Genomic DNA, 18,893 nt, shown 5'->3' on the forward strand with positions numbered 1-18,893 from the left:
GTAAGGCTTACCTGATTCTCCTGGGGGTCCTCGCGTGCGGCTCTACTTGACCGCGCTCAAACCGACCGACTCCGTGACGGACGGCTTCCTGCCCGCGGCCCACGCCCTGGGCTGCGAGGTGACGATCCTGACGGACCGGCCCGAGCGGCATCCGTACGCGGTCGCGTGCGACGTGCGGGATCCGCGCGCGCTGATCGACACGGTCGAGCAGCTCGGCAGGCCCGACGCGATCTTCTCCAACTCCGACCACCTGCAGGCGGAGACCGCGCTGGCCGCGGCCTACTTCGGGCTGCCCGGCAAGGACTGGCGGGCCTGCGTGGCGGCCAAGAACAAGTTCCTGATGCGTCGCAGGCTGCGGGAGGCCGGGGTGGAACAGGTCTTCACCGTACGCCTCGCGCCCGGCGACCCCGTGCCCGGCGACCCGCCCTACCCCGTGGTGCTCAAGCCGCGCGAGGGCGTGGCCAGCGAGGACGTCCTGCTCGTCGAGCACAGCCTCGACCGGGCCGTGGCCGAGCTCAGGAAGCGGCGGCCGGGCGAGGCGCTGGTCGTGGAGGAATACCTCGAAGGTCCGCTGCGCACGCTGGAGACGCTGGGCGACGGCACCGAACTGCGGGTGCTCGGAGGGTTCGAGACGACACTGGGGCCGCTGCCGTACTTCGTGGAGGAGCGGCTCGACTGGGCGCCCGGCGGGCCGCACGAACACGTGCTGAAGGCGCTGCGGGCGCTCGGCGCCGGGTTCGGGGCCTGCCACACCGAGTACGTGCTCACGCCGCACGGGCCGAGGATCGTCGAGGTCAACTACCGGGTGATCGGCGACCACTGCGACTTCCTGCTGGGTGACGTGCTCGGGGTGCCGCTGTTCGCGTGGATTTTGCGCGTGCACCTCGGCGAGCCGGCGCCCGCCGTGCCCGCGGCCACCGCGTACGGCAGTGCGGTCAGCCTGGTCGCCGACCGGCCGGGGACGGTCAAGCAGGCACCCGGTCACGAGTCTGTCGAGGCCGGAGACGTACGGCTCTGGCACCGGCCGCTGCGGGCCGTCGGCGACGCCGTCTCCCTCACCCACACCAACCGCGACTACCTGGGCGTCGTCCGCGCGGTCGGGCCGGACCGGGCACGGGTCGACGCGGCCATCGCGGACTACCGGGCCCGCCGGCCGTGGGTGCTCGAATGAGCGCCAGGGAGGCGTACCTCGCCGCGCGGGTGCTGAACGCCCTGCTGCGCGAGGACTACGGCGGGCTGGCCTCCCGCGTCACCAGGAGCAGGGACGGCGTCGGGCTGCTGCTGGCGGACGGCCGCTGGGTGCGGCTCGCGCCGGGGCTGCTGCTCCAGGACTTCGTGGTCGCCGAGGGCGAGCGGCTGGGCCTGGAGCAGGTGCTGGAGACGCTCGTCGAGGTGGCCGACCCCGCCGACGCCGAAGGGGTCGCCGCCTTCTTCGAGGAGTGCGTGGCGGCGCTGGCCGCGCTGGAGCTGCACGACGCGCGGAAGGACGAGGTGCTGGCGCGGCGGCCGTCGTACGAGACGCGGGCCGCCTTCGTGGACCATCCGGTCTATCCGACCTCCCGCGCCCGTCCGGGGTTGTCCGATGACGAGCTGGTGTCCTACGCGCCCGAGTTCGGGCCCTCCTTCGAACTGCGGTGGGCGGCCGTGCCGCGCGGCGCGCTCGCGCCGGGCTCCGCCGCGCGCCTGCCGACGGAGGTAGACCCGGGCCTGCCCGTGGGGCCGGGCGAGGCGCTGTTCCCCGTGCACCCGCTGACCGCCGGGGAGGTGCGGAAGATCGACGGGGTACGCCTGCTCGACCAGGCCGCGGTCACCGTGCGCCCCACCCTGTCCATGCGGACCGTCGAGGTCGCCCCCCGCCTGCACCTCAAATTGCCCCTGCCGATCAGCACGCTGGGGACCGCGAACCGCCGCTCGATCAAGCCGGGCACGCTGCGCGACGCCGCCCTGGCCGAACTGCTGCTGCGCGAGCTGGCCGATCCCGGCGTGCTCCTGGCCGACGAGCAGACCTACGCGCAGACCGGGGACGAACATCTCGCGTGGATGGCCAGGCGGCTGCCCGAGGGCGAGATCGTGCCGGTCGCCGCGCTCAACGCCCCCGGCGTGCTCGACGAGGTGGGCGACGTGCTGCCCGGCTATCTGCGGCTGCTGCTGCGGTGGAACGTACGGCTCTTCGTCCGCTACGGCGTCGCGCTGGAGGCGCACCAGCAGAACCTCGCCCTGGTCCTCACCGGCGACCGGATGCGGCTGCTCGTCAAGGACAACGACGGGCTGCTGGCCTCACCGGCGCGGCTGGCCGCCGCCGGGGTGGCGGTGCCGGAGTTCGGGGACGAGCGCATGCTGAACGACGATCCGCACGCGCTGGCCGACGTGTTCGTCACCATCACGCTGCACCTGGCCGCCGCGGCGGTCACGTTCGGGGCGCTGCCGCACGCCCGCGCGTCCGCGTTACTGCGGGACACGCTGGCCGAGGCGCTCGCCGAGCACGGTGACGACCCCATGGCCAGGCTCCTGCGCGCCAGGACGCTCGACGCCGCCAGGCTGACCGGCAAGTCCATGATCACAGCCGGGACGCTCGTGGCGAAGGAGCGGTCCGGCGCTCGCGACGTCAACAAGTTCTACGGGACCAGCGGGCCCAACTATCTGAGGAGAGCTTGAATGCCGAGCCTTGAGGGACTGGCCGTCGAGGCGCCCTCCGCCCTGGCCGAGGAGGCGACGCTGGCGGCCCTGCTGCGCTGCTGCGTGCGGGAGGTGGCGGGGCCGCGCGGCCTGGTGTGGCCGGCGCCGCCGTACCTGCTGCTGCGGGTCGCGGGCACGCTGCTGCGCGTACGCGCCCACGGCGGCGCGGCGCTGCGTTTCGAGGGCCCGCCGGAGCGCCTGGCAGGCGGCGCGTGGCAGGTGCTGACCACGGACGAGCTGGTCGGGCTGGCCGAGAGCGAGCTGGGAGGTCCCGAGGCCGGGCACAACGGCGAGTTCGCCGGTCAGGTGGCGGCCAGCAGGGCCGCCGTGGCGGCGATCCTTACGGCCAGGGGCTCGGCCGTGCCGCCCGCCGACCCGTGGCTGGCCTCGGAGCAGGCACTCGTGTACGGCCATCCGTTCCACCCCAGTCCCAAGGCGCGGGGCGGGGCCGGCTGGCTGCGGTACGCGCCCGAGGCGCACGCGGAGTTCCCCGTCAGGCTGCTCGGCGTGCGGGCGGACCTCGTCGCGCAGGACGGCGACACCTCGGCGCTCGACGCGATGGGCGACGCGCCGGCGGGCTACCGGCTGCTGCCCGCGCATCCGTGGCAGCTCGACCTGCTGGGGCCCGCGTTCGGGGCCGAGCTGGTCGATCTCGGGCCGGGGCCGGTCGTGCAGCCGACCTCGTCCGTACGGACGGTGTACGTCCCGGAGACGGAGGTCTGCCTGAAGTTCTCCCTGGACGTACGGATCACGAACTGCGTGCGGAAGAACGCCTGGTACGAGCTGGCCGGAGCCGTGGAGCTGACCAGACGACTCGAACCCATATTTCGTGACGTGTCGGTCAGGCATCCCGCCACCCGCTGGCTGCCGGAACCCGGCTACCGTTCGGCCGCCCTCGGCCCGCGGCTGCTCGAAGGGCTGGGCGTGATCGTCAGGCGGAGCCCGTGGGCCGCATGCTCCCCCGGCGTGACCCCGGTGCTGGCCGCCGCGCTCGCCCTCGATGCCCCCGCCGTGGATCCGTGCGCCTGGTGGCGGGCGTACGTGCGGGTGGTGGCGCTGCCGGTGCTGGAGCTGTACTTCACGCACGGCGTGGTGCTGGAACCCCACCTGCAGAACGTCCTGGTCGGGCTGGACACGACCGGCCTGCCCGCGCAGGCCGTCTTCCGCGACCTGGAGGGCGCCAAGCTCGTCGAGGGCCGGCACGACCTCGGCGGCCTGCATCCCGAGGTCGCCGCGGCCCTCACCTACGACGCCGAGCGGGGCTGGGCCCGGGTGGTCTACTGCCTGCTCGTCAACCACCTGACCGAGATCGCCGCGACGCTCGCCGGGCCCGACGACGCGCTGCTGCGCACGTTGTGGCGGATCGCCCGCGACCTGCTCGACCGGCAGGCAGGCGAGCTGGGCCGGCCGCTGCCCCTGTCGGACCTGCTGGCGGGGGCGCCGCTGCCGGCCAAGGCGAACCTGGGCGTGCGCTGGGCCAGGGCGGCCGACCGCGCCGCCGGTTACGTCCCGATCGCGAACCCGCTCGCATGATCAGCGCCCGCGTCCAGGAGGCCGTCACGCGCCTGCCCGCGCTCCCTGCCTACCTCTATGACCTGCCCGCGCTGGACGAGCATGTCGCGTCCGTACGGCGGGCCCTGGGGGCGGCCGAGCTGTACTACGCCGTCAAGGCCAACCCCGACGCCGAGGTGCTGCGGGTGCTGGCCGGGCACGTGGACGGGTTCGAGGTGTCGTCGGGCGGCGAGCACGCCCACGTCACCGGCCTGTTCCCCGGCGTGCGGGTGGCGCTCGGCGGCCCCGGCAAGACCGACGCGGAGCTGCGCCTGCCGCACCACCGCATCCACGTGGAGTCGCCGAACGAGCTGCGCCGCCTGCTCGCCACGGGCCTGGAGGCCGACGTGCTGCTCCGGCTCAATCCCGGCCTGCCGGTGGAGGGGGCGGCGCTCACGATGAGCGGGCCGTTCGGCATGGACGAGGAGGCCGTGGCCGAGTGCCTGCCGCTGTTCGGCGAGCGCGTACGGCTGCGCGGCCTGCACACCCACCTGGCCAGCGGGCTGGACGCGGAGCAGTTGCTGCGGCTGGCCGCGACGCTGCTGGAGGGCGCGTACGACGAGGTCAACCTGGGGGGCGGCATGGCGGTCTCCTACGCCGAGCCGGGGGCGAGGTTCGGCTGGGAGGCCTACGGGGCCGGGCTGGCGGCGCTGGGCCGGGGGCGGCGGTTGCGGATCGAGCCGGGCCGGGCGCTGACCGTCTACTGCGGGTGCTACGTGACCAGGGTCGTGGACGTGAAGCGGGTGCGCGGCCAGGCGTACGCGATCGTGCTGGGCGGCACGCACCACCTGCGCACGCCGGCGACCAAGGGCCACGACCAGCCCTTCACGATCCTGCCCACGGGCGAGGGGCCGGGCATCGGGAACGAGCCGATCACGTTCGTCGGCCAGCTGTGCACCCCGAAAGACGTTTTCGCCCGAGATATCGTGACCACGGCCCGGGTGGGCGACACCGTGGTCTTCGAGATGGCCGGCGCCTACGCCTGGAACATCTCCCACCACGACTTCCTCATGCACCCGAAGCCGGCGTTCCACTATCTGCGATCCTGACGCTCTCGATGAGCGCCACCAGGCCGTCGGCGTCGAGCAGGTCGACCGGGCGCACCGTGCGGTTCGCTCGTACGTAGTGGAAGGCCGCGCCCACCCGCTCCAGCGGCACGCCCGCCAGATGCGACCAGGCCAGCCGGTAGGCCGCCAGCTGCACCGACGCCGCCCTGGCCTGCTTGCCCCTGGGCGGCTGCCCGGTCTTCCAGTCGACGACCTCGTAACCGCCGTCCGGCCGCTCGAAGACGGCGTCCATCCGCCCGCGCACCAGCCGGTCGGCGATCATGGTCTCGAACGGCACCTCCAGGTCGACCGGCCGCCGGTCGGCCCACTCGCTCTCCTCGAACCGCTCCTGCAGCTCGGCCAGGCGCACGTCGGCCTCTTCGAGCTCGTCGTACAGGTCAAGCTCGAAGTCGTCGATCAGCCGCTGCTGGTCCCAGCGCGTCTCCAGCCACTTGTGGAACGACGTGCCGCGCCTGGCCAGCGGCGCGGGCTTGACCGGGACGGGACGGCGGATCCTGCGGGCCAGCTCGCGCGCGTCGGCGGCCAGCGTGACCAGTGACGACACGGTCAGCTTCACGGGCAGCTCGACGGTCGTGGAGGGCCGGCGCCGGTGCAGCTCACGCTCGCGCAGCAGCAGGTCGGTGTCGCGCTCCCAGGCGCGCAGGCGCTCCTCCTCGTACGGGCGCAGCGGCTCTTCCTCGTCGCCCTCATGCCCGTCGCCGAGGTCGCCGGACAGGGCGTCCTCGACCAGGCGGGCGCCGTCGAGCACCGACTCGTAGCGCAGGCCCTCGGGCGTGACCGGCCAGACGGCCTCGGCCGGCTCGGCGAGCAGCGGGTTGGTGGCGCCCTCCGCCAGGTCGCCGGCCCAGAAGGCGACGCGGTCGGCGGTGTCGCGGATCTCCAGCAGGAAGTCGGACGGCTCCAGCGGCCTGGTCGCGCTGCCCCAGCGGTAGCCGGAGGCGATCAGGTGATAGTGGGCCCTGGTCACCGCGACGTACGCGAGCCTGCGCTCCTCCATCAGGTCACGCTCGCGGCACCGCTCGTCGAACGCGGCCAGCTCCTCCTTGCTCAGCCCGCCCAGCCTGGGCAGGTCGGCGGCGTCGCCGCGCAGGGAGTAGGGGAGCTTGCGCGGGTTCTCCGTCCAGCGGCTGTTCATGACCGGGGTGGCGGGGAACACGCTGCCCGTGGCGATCGTCCCCTTCGAGCTGACGAGCTGCGACAACCCCGGCACCACGACGATCGGCCATTCCAGGCCCTTGGAGGCGTGCACGGTCATCAGCTTGACGCTGTTGCTCTCGCCGACCCGCCCGGCCTCCAGCCCGAACTCCTCGCTCTCCGCCGCCTGGAGGTAGGCCAGGAACGCGCCGAGCGTCGGATCCTCCGAGTCGCCCGCGAACCTGGACGCCGCGTCGAGGAACGCGTCGAGGTCGGCCCGCGCCGCGAACGCGCTCGCCGTGCCGCTGCGCGCGGCCACCTCGACGTCGAGGCCGAGCCGCCGCTCGACCTCGGTGATCAGGTCGGGCAGCGGCTGCGCGGTGTGAGCCCTGAGCTGGCGCAGCTCGTGGGCGAACGCGACGAGCCTGGTGCGGGCCAGCGGTGAGAACGCCTCCAGCCACTCCTGCCTGTCGGGCAGCTCGTCCAGCGCGTCGACCAGGCTGCCCCGCTCCTCCGCCAGGTCGGCCACCACCTGGTCGAGCGGGTCGTCCTCGCGGTGGCTCTCGCTCAGCTCGCGGGCCAGCTCTCTGGACTGCTCCCCCAGCACCCGCAGGTCGGCGGGGCCGATGCGCCAGCGCGGCCCGGCCAGCAGCCTGGCCAGCGCGTCGCCGGCCGTGGCGTCGTAGAGGACGCGGAGGGTGGCGACGATGTCGCTGACCTCGGGCACGGTGAGCAGGCCGCCGAGACCGACCACCTCGACCGGGATGTCGCGCGCCTCCAGCGCCCTGCGCAGCGCCGGGAACTGCGAACGTTTGCGCGCCAGGATCGCGACGTCCTGCGGCTGCACGGCGAGCGTCTTCTTGCGCTCCTTCTCGCCCCAGGGCATGCCGTCGGGGGCGACCTCCTGGCCGAGGATCCTCGCGATGCCGTCGGCGACCCACGCGGCCTCGTCGTCGGCGGTCTCGTGGAAAGCGCAGGTGACGCGGCCCCGGTCGACCCGGTTGGGGCCGGGGACGAGCACCGGCACCTCGCGGGCCTCCATGCGCAGCGGGAGCTGGACGCGGGCGGCGACGTCGAGGACGCGGTCGCCGTTGCGGAAGCTGACGCCGAGCTGGCGTACGGGGGCGAGATCGCCCGACGTCGTACGGAAGTCTCGGGAGAAGCGGCGGAGGTTGCCGGAGGAGGCGCCGCGCCAGCCGTAGATCGACTGGCACGGGTCGCCTACGGCGGTCACCGGATGGCCGCCGCCGTAGAGCGAGCGCAGCAGCACGAGCTGGGCGTGGCTGGTGTCCTGATATTCGTCGAGCAGCACCACGGAGAAGCGGGCGCGCTCGATCTCGCCGACCTCCTTGTGGTTCGCGGCGATCCTGGCGGCCAGCGACATCTGGTCGCCGTAGTCGATGACCTCCCGCCGGCGTTTGAGCCGTTCGTACGCCTCCACCAGCGGCAGCAGCTGCTCCCGCGCCTCCTGGACACCGAGCGGCCTGCGCTGCGCGAGGGTGGTGCGGCCGGGCAGCGCCGCCAGGCGCTCCTTCAGCCACTCGCCGAGCCGCCTGACGTCGGACGGCGAGCGCAGGTGCTCCGACAGCTCGCCCGCCAGCTCCAGCACGGCGGCCGTGACCGACGGCGGGCCCAGCTCGATCTTGTCCATCGGCCCGTCGTACATCGCGACCACCCGCGAGGCGAGCTGCCACGACACGGCGGGCGTGACCAGGCGCATGGTCGGCTCCAGCCCTTCGCGCAGCGCGTGGTCGGTCACCAGGCGGGAGGCGTAGGCGTGGTAGGTGGACACGGTGGGCTCGTCGTCGAGCGCGCCCGGCGCGATCAGGCCGGCCTCCGCCAGGCCGGACAACCGTTCCCTGACCCTCGTGGCCAGCTCGGCGGCGGCCTTGCGGGTGAACGTCAGGCCCAGCACGTTCGCCGGTTTGACCAGGCCGTTGGCGACCAGCCAGACCACGCGGCCGGCCATCGTCTCGCTCTTGCCCGAGCCGGCGCCCGCCATGACGACGGTCGGCTCCAGCGGGGCCTCGATGACCGCGGCTTGTTCGCGGGTGGGGGGCAGGATGCCGAGCTTGCCGGCGAGTTCGGCCGGGGTCAGCACACCTGGCCCCCGTTGTCGTTGACCGGGCAGCTCGCCCTGGCCGCGCAGGTGCGGCAGCCGTCGTTGACCTTGGCCTGGAAGAACGGGCCCGACATGCCGGTCGCCACGGTGTCGACGAGGTCGGCGGCCCAGCCGGGGTCGCGGTCGTCGGCCAGCGCGTCCTGCCGCTGCTCCAGCGCCTCCTTCTTGCCCGCGGCCTTGCCGAGCTGCACCAGCGCGGCGCCGCCGGGCTCGGTCATGCCGTGCCGGGCGAACGCGCCGAGCAGCGCGGCGAGCTGGTAGACGCCCAGCTGCGGATGGCGTTCGAGGTCGCCGGCCTTAGGTTTGGCGCCGCCGGTCTTGAGGTCGATGATGACCGCGCGGTTGCCGGAGTCACGCTCGACCCGGTCGACCCGGCCCTTGATCTGCACCCCGTCGGAGAGCATCGCGGTGAACGCCTCCTCCAGAGCCACCAGTTCGCGCGGGTTCTCCTTGTGCCAGCGCAGGAACTTGCCGATCATCTGCTCGGCCACCTGGCGCTGCTTGCGGTTGTACCAGACCCCGCCGAAGTCGAGATCGTTCCACACCTGGTCGAGGCGGTCGCCGAGGAGATCCTCGCTGGGCAGGTCGGTGGCCGCGAGGACGGCGAGCGCGTGGATGACGTTGCCCAGGCCCTGGGCGGTGCTGGTGCCCGCGGCCCCGACGGCCGTCTCCAGGAGCCAGCGCAGGCCGCACTTGGTGAAGCTCTCGACCGCCGACGGAGAGATGCTGACGACCCCGTCGGGCCAGCTCAGGGGGCGGTCGTCGGAGATGGGGGTGAGGGCGTACCAGTCGTTGGGGTGGGCGCCCTGGACGCCCGCCGCGGCCAGGCGGGCGAGCTGGTGGGCCGCCTTCTGCCGCATTCTCGCCGGTCTGGTGGGGTCGGTCACCGCGCTGCGCAGGTCGGCCACGAGCGCGGACATGGTGAGCCAGCGGGCGCGGTCGTCGACCGTGGCCGTCTCCACCGCGCCCGGCATCAGCTCGGACAGGAACCTGGACGGCCGTTCGTCGGTGTCGTCGCCTCCCACGGCCGTCACCACGAGCCTGCGCCTCGCCCTGGTGGCGGCGACGTAGAACAGCCTGCGCTCCTCGGCCAGCAGCTTGGAGACCAGCGACGCGGCGCTCGGCTCGGCGCCCTCGACCACCTCGACCAGGTCTTCGACGCCGAGCAGCGACCCGCGCAGGCGCAGATCGGGCCAGACGCCCTCCTGCACGCCCGCGACCACGACGACGTCCCACTCGAGGCCCTTCGAGCGGTGGGCGGTCAGCACGCGCACGGCGTCGCCGTCGGGCGCCCGCTCGGCCAGCGTGTCGCCGGGGATCTCCTGGGCGGCCAGGTCGTCGATGAACACCTCGGGGCCCGCCTTGGGCATGCGGTCGACGAACCTGGCCGCGCGGTCGAACAGCGCCACCACGGCGTCGAGGTCGCGGTCGGCCTGCGCGCCCCTGGGCCCGCCCGCCAGGCTCAGGTCGGTCCAGCGCTCGGACAGGCCGCTGCCCTGCCACACGGCCCACAGGAGGTCTTCGGCGGTGCCCTCCTGCCGCGCGGCCTCCCTGGCGGTGGCGAGGAGCCTCGCGACCCGCTCGGCGGGCAGCGCCACGTGCGGCTCGACGCGGGTCAGCTCGCGCGCGTCCTGCACGGCCGCCACGAGCAACTCGCCGGACGAACGTGCCGCTAACGGCCGCTCGTCGGCTCCGGCGTCCGTCTCGCGCAGCGCCGCCACGGCGTCGTTCTCGGCGATCTTGAGCGCGCGGCGGAGCCGGCGTACGCCGATCATGTCGGTGCCGCCGAGCGGGCCGGTCAGCAGTTCCTCCGCCACCGCCTCGTCGAGCTGGGACGGGTCGAGCGCGACCCGCAACATCGTCAGCAGCGGGCGCACGCCGGGCTCCTGGGCGATCGGCACCTCATCGCCCGCGATCATCGTCGGCACGCCCGCGTTGACCAGGGCCCGCCGCAGCAGCGGCACCTGACGTTTGGCCGAGCGGACCAGCACCGCCATCCGGTGCCACGGCACGCCGTCGATCAAATGGGCCCGCCGCAGGGTGTCGGCCACGATGGCGGCCTCCTGGCTGGTGCTGTCGGCCAGCAGCACCCGCACCTCGCCGGCCTCGGCGTCGGGCAGCGGCGTCAGGTCGCGGTGGTCGTGCTCGTGACCGTGCACATGGTCGGGCATGGGGGCGACCGGCAGCCGCGCGGCGACCCTGCGCGAGGCCTCCAGCAGGTCGGCGCCGCTCCTGCGGCACGCCCGCAGCGCCAGCACCGGGGCGGGGCGGCCGTCGCGGGCAGGGAACCGCTCGGGGAACTGCATGATGCCCTGCACGTCGGCGCCCCTGAAGCCGTAGATCGACTGGTCGGGATCGCCCACCGCGACCAGGTCGCGGCCGTCGCCGGCGAGCCGGGCGAGCAGCAGTTCCTGCGCCGGGTCGGTGTCCTGGTATTCGTCGACGAAGACCACGTCGTGCGCGGCCCGCTCGCGAGCCAGCACACCGGGCCTGTCCAGCAGCGCCGAGGCGGCCCCGACCAGCTCGGCGTAGTCGAAGGTCTCCTCGGGGTCGAGGTCGAAGCGGTCCTGGTAACGCTCCGCGAACCGGCCGGCCGCCACCCAGTCGGCGCGCCCGTGCCGCCGGCCGAGCGCGACGAGGCGCTCGGCGTCGAGGCCGCGCTCGTTGGCCCGCGACAGGAAGTCGCGCAGCTCCTCGGCGAACCCGCGTGTCCTGAGCGGCTCGCGCAGCGACGAGGGCCAGTCGAGCGCGCCGTTCTCCAGCTCGCCGTGGAGCAGGCGGCGGATCTCCAGCAGTTGCTCCGGGCCGGTGAGCAGGCGCGGCGGCGGCCTGCCGTCGAGCACGGACTCGCGGCGCAGCAGGGCGTAGGCGTAGGAGTGGAAGGTGAGCGCGAGCGGGGTGCGGGTGGTGCGGCGCAGCCGGGCGGTGACCCGCCGGCGCAGCTCCTCGGCGGCCTTCCTGCTGAAGGTGAGGATGAGCACCCGCTCGGGGTCGATGCCCCGCCGCTCGATCCGGTGGACCACGCTCTCCACGATCGTGGTGGTCTTGCCGGTGCCGGGACCGGCGAGGACGAGCAGCGGGCCGCCCTCGTGCTCGACCACGGCACGCTGGTGCTCGTCGAGCACAGGAGGCACAACAGGGGCGTCGTTGCCGCGACGCACCAGCCGCCAGGTCTGACCACTCACAACACTAGATTCCACCAGACCACAGGGGTAGATCGTGCCGACTTGCCCGGTCTCCCGGCACGATCCGCCTACCGTATCGAGGCAAATATCCAGATCCCCGGCGACACGCCGCCCCGCTGTTCGCCCTCGGCGTCACCTCATCCGGCGGCTCGCGGTCAGGGGAAGAGGTGGTCCACCACGCGCGCCGTGGCCTTGCCGTCGTCCTTGGGAGCGAACGTGGCGCGGAAGGCGTCGTAGCGGTCCGCGTGTGCCGCCGTCACCTCGTCGATCGACCTGAGCGCGTCGATGACCTCGGCCGACGTCGACAGCACCGGCCCCGGCGCCTGCTCGGGCAGGTCGAGGTAGAGGCCCCGCTTCGACGAGTATTTTGCCAGGTCGTAGCCGTAGAAGACGATCGGGCGGCCGGTGCAGGCGAAGTCGAACATGACCGAGGAGTAGTCGGTCACGAGGACGTCGGTCACCAGCAGCAGCTCGGCGATATCCGGATATGTCGTGACGTCGCGGGCGATGTCGGGGACGGCGGGCATGGCCTGCATCGGGTGGGCGCGTACGAGGATCTCGTGGTCCGCGCCCAGCGCCTCGCGCGCCTTGGCGAGGTCGAGCTTGACCATGGCGTTCTTGCGGTCGTAGTCGCGCCACGTCGGCGCGTACAGGATCACCCGCTTGCCCGGCGCCAGCCCGAGGCGTTCGCGCACCGCCGCCGCGAGCGCCTCGCGGTCGGGCGAGGCGAGCACGTCGTTGCGGGGCAGGCCGCTCTCCAGCACCTCGCCCTTGTAGCCGAACGCCTTGCGCAGGACCGGGGTCGCCCACGGCGACTGCGACAGCAGCAGGTCCCAGCCGCGCACCTCCGCCGCCTGGCGGTACCAGATCGGCGGCCTCGGGTCGCGCTGCATGTGGGGCAGGTCGTTGCCGATGTGCTTGGCCGGGGTGCCGTGCCACGTCTGCACCACGACCTGGTCCTCGCGGGCGCGGAACCACGTCGGCAGGAACGCGTTGGTGATGATGTGACGCGACCTGGCCAGCGCCGCGTGGTGCTCGCGGCTGCCCGCGCGCACGACGGTCGCGCCGCCCTCCGGCACGAAAGCGCCGTCCTTGACGACCCAGATGTGCTCGCGGTCGTCGCCCCGCCGCAGCCGCTCCTCGTAGATGGCGCGGACGCTGTCGGCGTACAGGCGGCCGTCGTTGACGGCGTAGACGGTCGCGTCGGTCAGCGGCTCGGTGCGCTGGGCCGGGTAGAACACGCGGCGCAGCACATGCGTGCCCGCCACGCCGCGCTCGTCGGCGGGCCGGTCCTCCTCGACCGTCACCACCGGCACGTCGAACCGCGTGGAGATCATCCGGTACGTGCGCCCGTCGAACGTGCGCGGATCCTCGTCGAACCCCGGCAGCGCGGCATGGTCGACGCGCAGCGGCACGATCTCACCCGAGGGGTGGCGCAGCGACATGTTCCAGGTGCCGGACGCCAGCGGCACGGCGTCGCCGAACCGGTCCAGGGCCGCCGGCCGGACGCGTACGGTGAACGCGTCGCCGGACCGCTCCATGGGAATCCAGTAGGACAACCCCGACCGGTGCCGCAACGTGAGCGTGCGGGGGCCGGCCGCGTCGGGATAGTCGCCGCGCAGGACCAGCTCCGGCCCTTCCCAGGCAGCCGAGGTGATCACCGGCCGGATGCGGTGGGCCGAGACGACGACGCGGTCGCGCCGGTCGCCCAGCACGGTGATCTCGCGGTCGCCCACCGTCGTGCGGGTTCCCGCGAGGTCGGCGAGCATGACGGACGCGGCGGGGTCGCCCTTGGGCTCGACCCAGAGCCGCCGGCCGTCCTTCTCATGCAGCAGCGCGGGCACGGCCAGCCCGACGACGACCTTCGTGCCGTCGCCCGCAGGCGTGAAGTCGGCGGCGATGCGGTGGCCGCCCAGCCGGGCGTGGCCCTTGGTCACCGTACGGCCGGGCAGGGAGATCGTGAGTTCGAGGCGTTCGCCGTCGACGGAGACGCCCTTCAGCTCGGCCCGGTTGGGCTGGAGCACGACCTGCAGCGCCCTGTCGGACGTCCAGACCGGCCTGGCCCACCAGCCGGGCTTCAACCGGCGGCCGGCCGGCCGCTCCGCCCTGCCGATCGAGAAGCCGCGCAGCAGGCCGGTGGCCCGCGCGCCCCGGCTCCAGAACACGATCTCCGCGCGCCACGTCGTGGCGTCGGGCACGGAGGGCCGGTGGCGCATGCGGCGGCGTACGGCGGAGACCGCGCCGCGCACAGCGCCGCGCCAGCGCAGCGACCACGGGCTGAGCTCCGCGGCGAAGCCGGACCAGTCGTAGTTGCAGCCGGGCTCGCGTGCCCCGTGGGTGGCCTCGGGGGCGAGGACCCGGCGCGTACGCATGCGGATGGGCGGCAGCCACCGAGGGCCGCGCAGGACCACGGTCGCCCAGTTGAACCTGCGGCTGCGTACGGACAGGCCCGCCAGGTAGGCGAAGCCGGTGACGCGCAGCTTGCCGTCGACCCAGACGATGTCGTCGATGTGGGTCACGGGGACCAGGTCGGAGCGGCGCAGCCGCAGCAGGTCGGGCGGCAGCTCGTCGCCGAAGGGCAGGTCGGCGTACCAGCGCAGGCCCTTGCGGATGCGCTTGGACGGCTCTGCCGCCGCGGCGACGACCGTGGTGAGCGTCTCCCCCTCGACGAGCTCCTCGTCGGGGCGGTGCTCGATCAGGTGGCAGATGACGCGGCGCGCGACCGGCAGGTCGCGTTTGACGCGCGCGTCCACGCCCGCGAGGTAGGGGCGGACGAGATCGAGCAGCTCGCGCCGTCGCTCCGCGCCACGTTTGACCGCGAGGTCGATGCGGCTCCCCAGGGGACCGCTCAGCACCTCGGTGTCGAACGCCGCGTCGCGACCGCCTGGGCCGACCGCTCGCATGACCGCTTCGAGAGGCTCGCCACGATCACAAAGATCTTGGACAGCCTTCAGGCGGTCGGCGAGCGAATCCCCGCCCTGGCTTTGGGCTGTAACGCCGGTGGCCATAGGGAGGCACCGCCTTTCGGGCCGCCATCAGTGTTTTGCCCATGGTAATGGGAGTCACATGTCACAGAATCGCCCGTTCGGCGAAAGTGCTGGTCAGACCATTTACTGAAAATCCCCTGAACGCCCGTCCCAGCGCGCCAGCCTCATGTTCACCCGCTCGCCGCGCAGCGGCGTCCCCTCCTCGCGCCAGTGGGCCAGGCATCTGCGCAGGTGGTCGGGGGCGGCGCCGCTGCCGTCGGCGTGCACGACCCGCCACCAGGGCACGCCGCCGCCCCACGTCGACATCACCGCGCCGACCTGGCGCGGGCCGCCCTCGCCGAGGTATTCGGCGATGTCGCCGTAGGCCATGACCTTGCCCGGCGGGATGCGCTCGACGAGTTCGAGCACCTTCTCCGCGAACGGGTTCATGGAGTCCACGCGGCGGGTCCCGCTTCGATGATCTCGTCGAACTTGCCGATCTCCACCGTGCCGCCGCCCGCCTCGACCTCGATGACGCCGTCGCGCAGGGCGTAGACCTCGCCGTCCTCGCCCACGAGCCGGGCGCCGAGCGCGGCCGACAACCGCAGGAGCTGTGCCACCTGCCAGTCGGAGCCGGGCTCGCCGATCAGCTGGTCCTTCCAGCGCGCCACCGCGTGCGCGGCGCCCGCGTGACCTGCCACGATCTCGTCAGATCCCCGCAGCTCGAACCCGGCCGGCGCGATGGCCTTCGCGAGCTCCGCGAAGGCGAGTGGTGACTCACGCACCACCCGCAGCTCGTATCCCATGACGGGGGACCATAGCGGATCTTTACACCTTCCGTCGTACGGAACTTTCACTCCTTGCGCTGATTGAGCATGATGATCGCGCCGCAGAAGGCCACCAGCGCCACCAGCACGCCGCCGCCGTACAACGCGAGACGGATCGGGTCGGGCCCCGGACGCGCGGGCACGGGCGAGTCCTCGCCCTTGCCGAAGTGCTCCATACCGGGCACGACGCTGCGTTTGGCGCCGGCCAGGCGCTCGGCGGCGTTGAGCGCGGCCCCCGCGTCGACCACGCCGAACCCGGTCCGGTCGTCGTAACCGGCGGCGGGCCGGCCCTTGGCGCTCGACGACAGGGCCTGGGCCACCTGCTCCGGCCGCATCTTCGGATAGCGCGACTTGATCAGCGCGGCCACGCCCGCCACGAGCGCGGCGGCCGAGCTGGTGCCCTGCGACATCTCGTAGCCGCTCTTGCGCTTGACCACGGGCACGCCGACGCCGGGCGCCGCGACCAGCACCGAGAGGTTGTCGCTGCTGAACGTCGCCCGCCTGCCCTGCTTGTCGGTGGCCGCCACGCCGATGACCCCGGGGTAGCCGGCGGGGAAGCTCCAGTAGGAGGTGCCCTCCTTCCTGGCGTAGTCGGTCTGGCCGTCGTTGCCCACGGCGGCCACCAGCACGACTCCCTTGCCGAGCGCGTAGGAGACGGCCTCGCGCTCCGACCTGAGCGGGCCGTAGGAGCCGATCGACATGCTGACGACCTGGGCTCCATGGTTGGCGGCGTAGCGCAGGGCGCGGGCCAAGGGGCTCTCCGTCGGGCGTCCCTGGTCGGGCGCCGGGGTCGCCATCGTGGGCTCCTCGTCGGTCACCAGGGGCAACGACAGGATGCGGGCGCCCGGTGCGACGCCGGTGAAGCCGTCGTCCTCGCCCGAGCCGGCGATCAGCCCCGCCATGGCGGTGCCGTGCCTGCCCGGCGACACCTCGCGGGTCACCGCGCCCGACGTCATGTCGGGGCCCGCGGTCACCCGGCCCTTGAGCTCCTTGACCTCGCCGTCCACCGCGCTGTCGACGACGGCGACGGTGACGCCCTCCCCCTTGGTGACCGACCAGGCCCGCTCGACGTTGAGCGCGTCGAGCACCCACTGCTGCTGGTCGCGTACGGGGTCGGCGTTGGGTCCCGCCAGGACGAGCAGCGCGGCCGTGAGCGTGCGTACGGCGTTCAGCACACGTTCCCCTGGGTGCAGGGCGGCACCTTGGGCGGGTCCGCCAGGAAGTAGGCGATCTGGTTGCCGATCGACTTGGCCGCCGGCCACAGCTCGCTGTGCAGGATCTCCTCGGGTGGGACCGCGGCCCTCGTGCGGCCGTCGGCGTAGCCCGCCGTCGAGAACACGATGTACGGCCCCGCGCCCACCCAGCCGGTGCGCTGGCGCTGCTCGCGGCCGAAACGTTCGCTCACCGTGCCGGGGAAGGCGACCGGCAGCACGCCGACACGGTCGTCCTTGGTCAGCTCGTCCGTCGCCGAGACCCTGGACTCCTCGTCCTCCAGCACGGCGACGCCGACGGTGATGACGAACGCGGCCGTCTGGTCGGTGTACGTGGCCCGCAACACGGTGACGCAGTTGTGGTCGCGCAGCACCTCGGCCACGGAGGTGTCCACGCCCTTGCCGCAGTCGGCCTCGGGGGCGATGCCGACGCGCCTGGCGTACTGCTGGGCGCGGTCGAGGCCGACGTACTTCACCTCTTCCGGGAAGACGCCCGTGGCCGGCCACGCCTGCCAGCGCCTGGCGATCTCCTCGTCCTTGTACTGGTTCTGCTCGGCGGCGGTCAGCGGCCTTGAGCGGGTCTCGGCGACCAGCCCGACGGTGCCGAGCAGCACGACGACGGCCGAGACGGCGATGATGACGCCGAGCAGCATGACGAAGATGCGCCGGTAGCGGATGCCCTGCCGCAGCTCGTCCATCTGGGCGCGCTGCCGGGCGGCCGAGCGCGTGCGGGAGTCGGCCGGCGGCCATGCGCGTACGCGTGACCTGCGGCCGGTCGCGGCGCCGAGCGGGTTGCTCCGTCGCTGCGCGGCCTCCCCCTCGGCGCGCGGAAGCCCTGAGGTCGTCCTACGTGCCTTCACCACCGCCTCGTTCCCGCGTTCGCTTGCCTATTTCGTCCCCCTAAGGAGGCGGATCATGCCTCTTGTGAGCTCTGTGCCCGGCGCACGCGCCTGACCAGGACGAATATGACGGCCAGGGAGGCCAGCGCACCGGCGCCCGCCGCGGCGGCGACGGCGGAGTAGAGCGTCACCTGCCGCTGGTCCCTGGTGATGACCTTGACGGGGCCCGCGACGCCGCCGGCCAGCGGCATGGCCGGGTCGTGGGCGTCGGCGCCCTTGGCGGCCTCGGTGTGCCCGGCGAGCTTGGCGGCCTCGGTCAGCGCCCTGGCGGCGTTCACGACGCCGAAGCCGGTGGCGGTGTCGTAGCCGCCGGGTGGCCTGTCGGTGGCGCCGGTGGAGAGGGCGCGGGCGACCAGCGGCGGCGACATATCCGGATATTTCGCCTTAATGAGGGCGGCCACCCCCGACACCAGCGCGGTCGCCTGCGAAGTACCCCTGCCGACCCAGTACTGGTCACCGGGGCCCGCGCCCATGATGTCGACGCCGGGCGCGGACACCAGCACCGAGGAGTTCCAGTTGGAGAACGCGGCCCGCCGCAACCGCCGGTCCGTCGCCCCGACCGAGACGACCCCGGGGAACGCCGCCGGGTAGGAATAGGGGGCGAAACCGCCGTCGATCTTCCTCTCGCCGTGGTTGCCGGCGGCGGCCACGAGCACGACGCCCCTGGAGATGGCGTAGCGGATGGCCGCACGCTCCTGCCGGGTCGCCAGCTCCTTGGAGATCGACATGTTGATCACGTCTGCTCCCTCGTCCACCGCGTAGCGAATGCCGCGGGCCACCACGTTCTCGAAGCGCTCGGCGGAGTTGAACTCCCGGAAACCGGGCTCTTCGTCCTCGAGGATGACCCTTACCGACAGTACGTCTGCTTCGGGCGCGACGCCGATGATCCCCCGTTTTCCCTTGGGCCCGTGACCGTGCCCGGCGATCAGGGAGGCCATGTACGTGCCGTGCAACCTGCGCGGAGTCACCCCCCGCGGGTTTGCGCCCTCAGTGAAATCCTTGCCCATGCGTACGGACCCGGCCAGGTCACGATGGCGGCGGTCGACCCCGGAGTCGAGCACGGCCACCAGCACCCCCGCGCCCTTGGTGGTGCGCCACGCCTTGGCGAGGTCGAGCGTCTCGATCACCGCCCGCTGACCGCCCCGTACGTCGTCGGCCCGGACGGTCGGCGTCGCGAGCAGCACCGGCCCGAGCGCCGCCACGACCGCGCCCCGCCGCAGCACCCGGCCGCTCCAGCCCCACCTCAGCACGGGAC

Annotated in this window: 12 protein-coding genes; 4 read left to right on the forward strand and 8 right to left on the reverse strand. The window is 73.2% G+C overall.

The window, feature by feature from the left end; translation table 11 throughout:
* Window positions 1–34: 34 nt before the first annotated feature.
* The 4 genes from E1295_RS24975 to E1295_RS24990 are packed head-to-tail and all read left to right on the forward strand — an operon-like array spanning window position 35 to window position 5,276.
* The gene (locus E1295_RS24975) at window positions 35–1,171 is read left to right on the forward strand and encodes an ATP-grasp domain-containing protein (protein WP_132633196.1); all 1,137 of its coding nucleotides are present in this window, start codon (window positions 35–37) and stop codon (window positions 1,169–1,171) included.
* Window positions 1,168–2,655, forward strand: a complete 1,488-nt coding sequence (locus E1295_RS24980) for an IucA/IucC family protein (protein WP_132633198.1) — start codon at window positions 1,168–1,170, stop codon at window positions 2,653–2,655. Before E1295_RS24975 ends, E1295_RS24980 begins: the two co-directional genes overlap by 4 nt.
* On the forward strand, window positions 2,656–4,209 hold the full coding sequence (locus E1295_RS24985; protein ID WP_132633200.1) for an IucA/IucC family protein: 1,554 nt from the start codon (window positions 2,656–2,658) through the stop codon (window positions 4,207–4,209).
* Window positions 4,206–5,276, forward strand: coding sequence for a type III PLP-dependent enzyme domain-containing protein (locus E1295_RS24990; protein ID WP_132633202.1), 1,071 nt, complete (start codon window positions 4,206–4,208; stop codon window positions 5,274–5,276). Before E1295_RS24985 ends, E1295_RS24990 begins: the two co-directional genes overlap by 4 nt.
* Here the strand turns inward: E1295_RS24990 and E1295_RS24995 are convergent.
* The 8 genes from E1295_RS24995 to E1295_RS25030 all read right to left on the reverse strand — a co-directional run.
* The gene (locus E1295_RS24995; RefSeq protein ID WP_132633204.1) at window positions 5,236–8,529 is read right to left on the reverse strand and encodes an ATP-dependent helicase; all 3,294 of its coding nucleotides are present in this window, start codon (window positions 8,527–8,529) and stop codon (window positions 5,236–5,238) included. The genes E1295_RS24990 and E1295_RS24995 overlap by 41 nt on opposite strands.
* Window positions 8,523–11,735 (reverse strand): ATP-dependent helicase, encoded by a 3,213-nt coding sequence (locus tag E1295_RS25000; RefSeq protein ID WP_246080327.1) that lies wholly within the window; start codon window positions 11,733–11,735, stop codon window positions 8,523–8,525. The genes E1295_RS24995 and E1295_RS25000 overlap by 7 nt, the downstream gene beginning before the upstream one ends.
* 155 nt (window positions 11,736–11,890) lie before the next feature.
* On the reverse strand, window positions 11,891–14,638 hold the full coding sequence (locus E1295_RS25005) for a CDP-glycerol glycerophosphotransferase family protein (protein WP_132633206.1): 2,748 nt from the start codon (window positions 14,636–14,638) through the stop codon (window positions 11,891–11,893).
* Window positions 14,639–14,845: 207 nt separating this feature from the next.
* Window positions 14,846–15,151: an MGMT family protein gene (locus E1295_RS25010; protein ID WP_132633233.1), complete on the reverse strand. Its 306-nt coding sequence runs from the start codon at window positions 15,149–15,151 to the stop codon at window positions 14,846–14,848.
* Window positions 15,148–15,507 (reverse strand): hypothetical protein, encoded by a 360-nt coding sequence (locus E1295_RS25015; RefSeq protein ID WP_132633208.1) that lies wholly within the window; start codon window positions 15,505–15,507, stop codon window positions 15,148–15,150. The genes E1295_RS25010 and E1295_RS25015 overlap by 4 nt, the downstream gene beginning before the upstream one ends.
* 47 nt (window positions 15,508–15,554) lie before the next feature.
* Entirely contained in the window at window positions 15,555–16,703 is a 1,149-nt protein-coding gene (locus tag E1295_RS25020) for a S8 family serine peptidase (RefSeq protein ID WP_132633210.1), read from the reverse strand.
* Entirely contained in the window at window positions 16,697–17,599 is a 903-nt protein-coding gene (locus E1295_RS25025; protein ID WP_132633212.1) for a hypothetical protein, read from the reverse strand. Before E1295_RS25025 ends, E1295_RS25020 begins: the two co-directional genes overlap by 7 nt.
* A 53-nt stretch (window positions 17,600–17,652) precedes the next feature.
* Window positions 17,653–18,893: S8 family serine peptidase (locus E1295_RS25030; protein ID WP_342775905.1), on the reverse strand; the 1,241-nt coding region annotated here is incomplete at its 5' end.

This window comes from Nonomuraea mesophila (genome assembly GCF_004352805.1).
Lineage (GTDB): Bacteria > Actinomycetota > Actinomycetes > Streptosporangiales > Streptosporangiaceae > Nonomuraea > Nonomuraea longispora.

What these genes read in the sequence shown, in the direction of transcription:
- E1295_RS25005 (WP_132633206.1), bottom strand. Translation starts at nt 14,638, where the DNA reads ATGCGAGCGGTCGGCCCAGGCGGTCGCGACGCGGCGTTCGACACCGAG.
- E1295_RS24990 (WP_132633202.1), top strand. Translation starts at nt 4,206, where the DNA reads ATGATCAGCGCCCGCGTCCAGGAGGCCGTCACGCGCCTGCCCGCGCTC.
- E1295_RS25010 (WP_132633233.1), bottom strand. Translation starts at nt 15,151, where the DNA reads ATGAACCCGTTCGCGGAGAAGGTGCTCGAACTCGTCGAGCGCATCCCG.
- E1295_RS25015 (WP_132633208.1), bottom strand. Translation starts at nt 15,507, where the DNA reads ATGGGATACGAGCTGCGGGTGGTGCGTGAGTCACCACTCGCCTTCGCG.
- E1295_RS24980 (WP_132633198.1), top strand. Translation starts at nt 1,168, where the DNA reads ATGAGCGCCAGGGAGGCGTACCTCGCCGCGCGGGTGCTGAACGCCCTG.
- E1295_RS24985 (WP_132633200.1), top strand. Translation starts at nt 2,656, where the DNA reads ATGCCGAGCCTTGAGGGACTGGCCGTCGAGGCGCCCTCCGCCCTGGCC.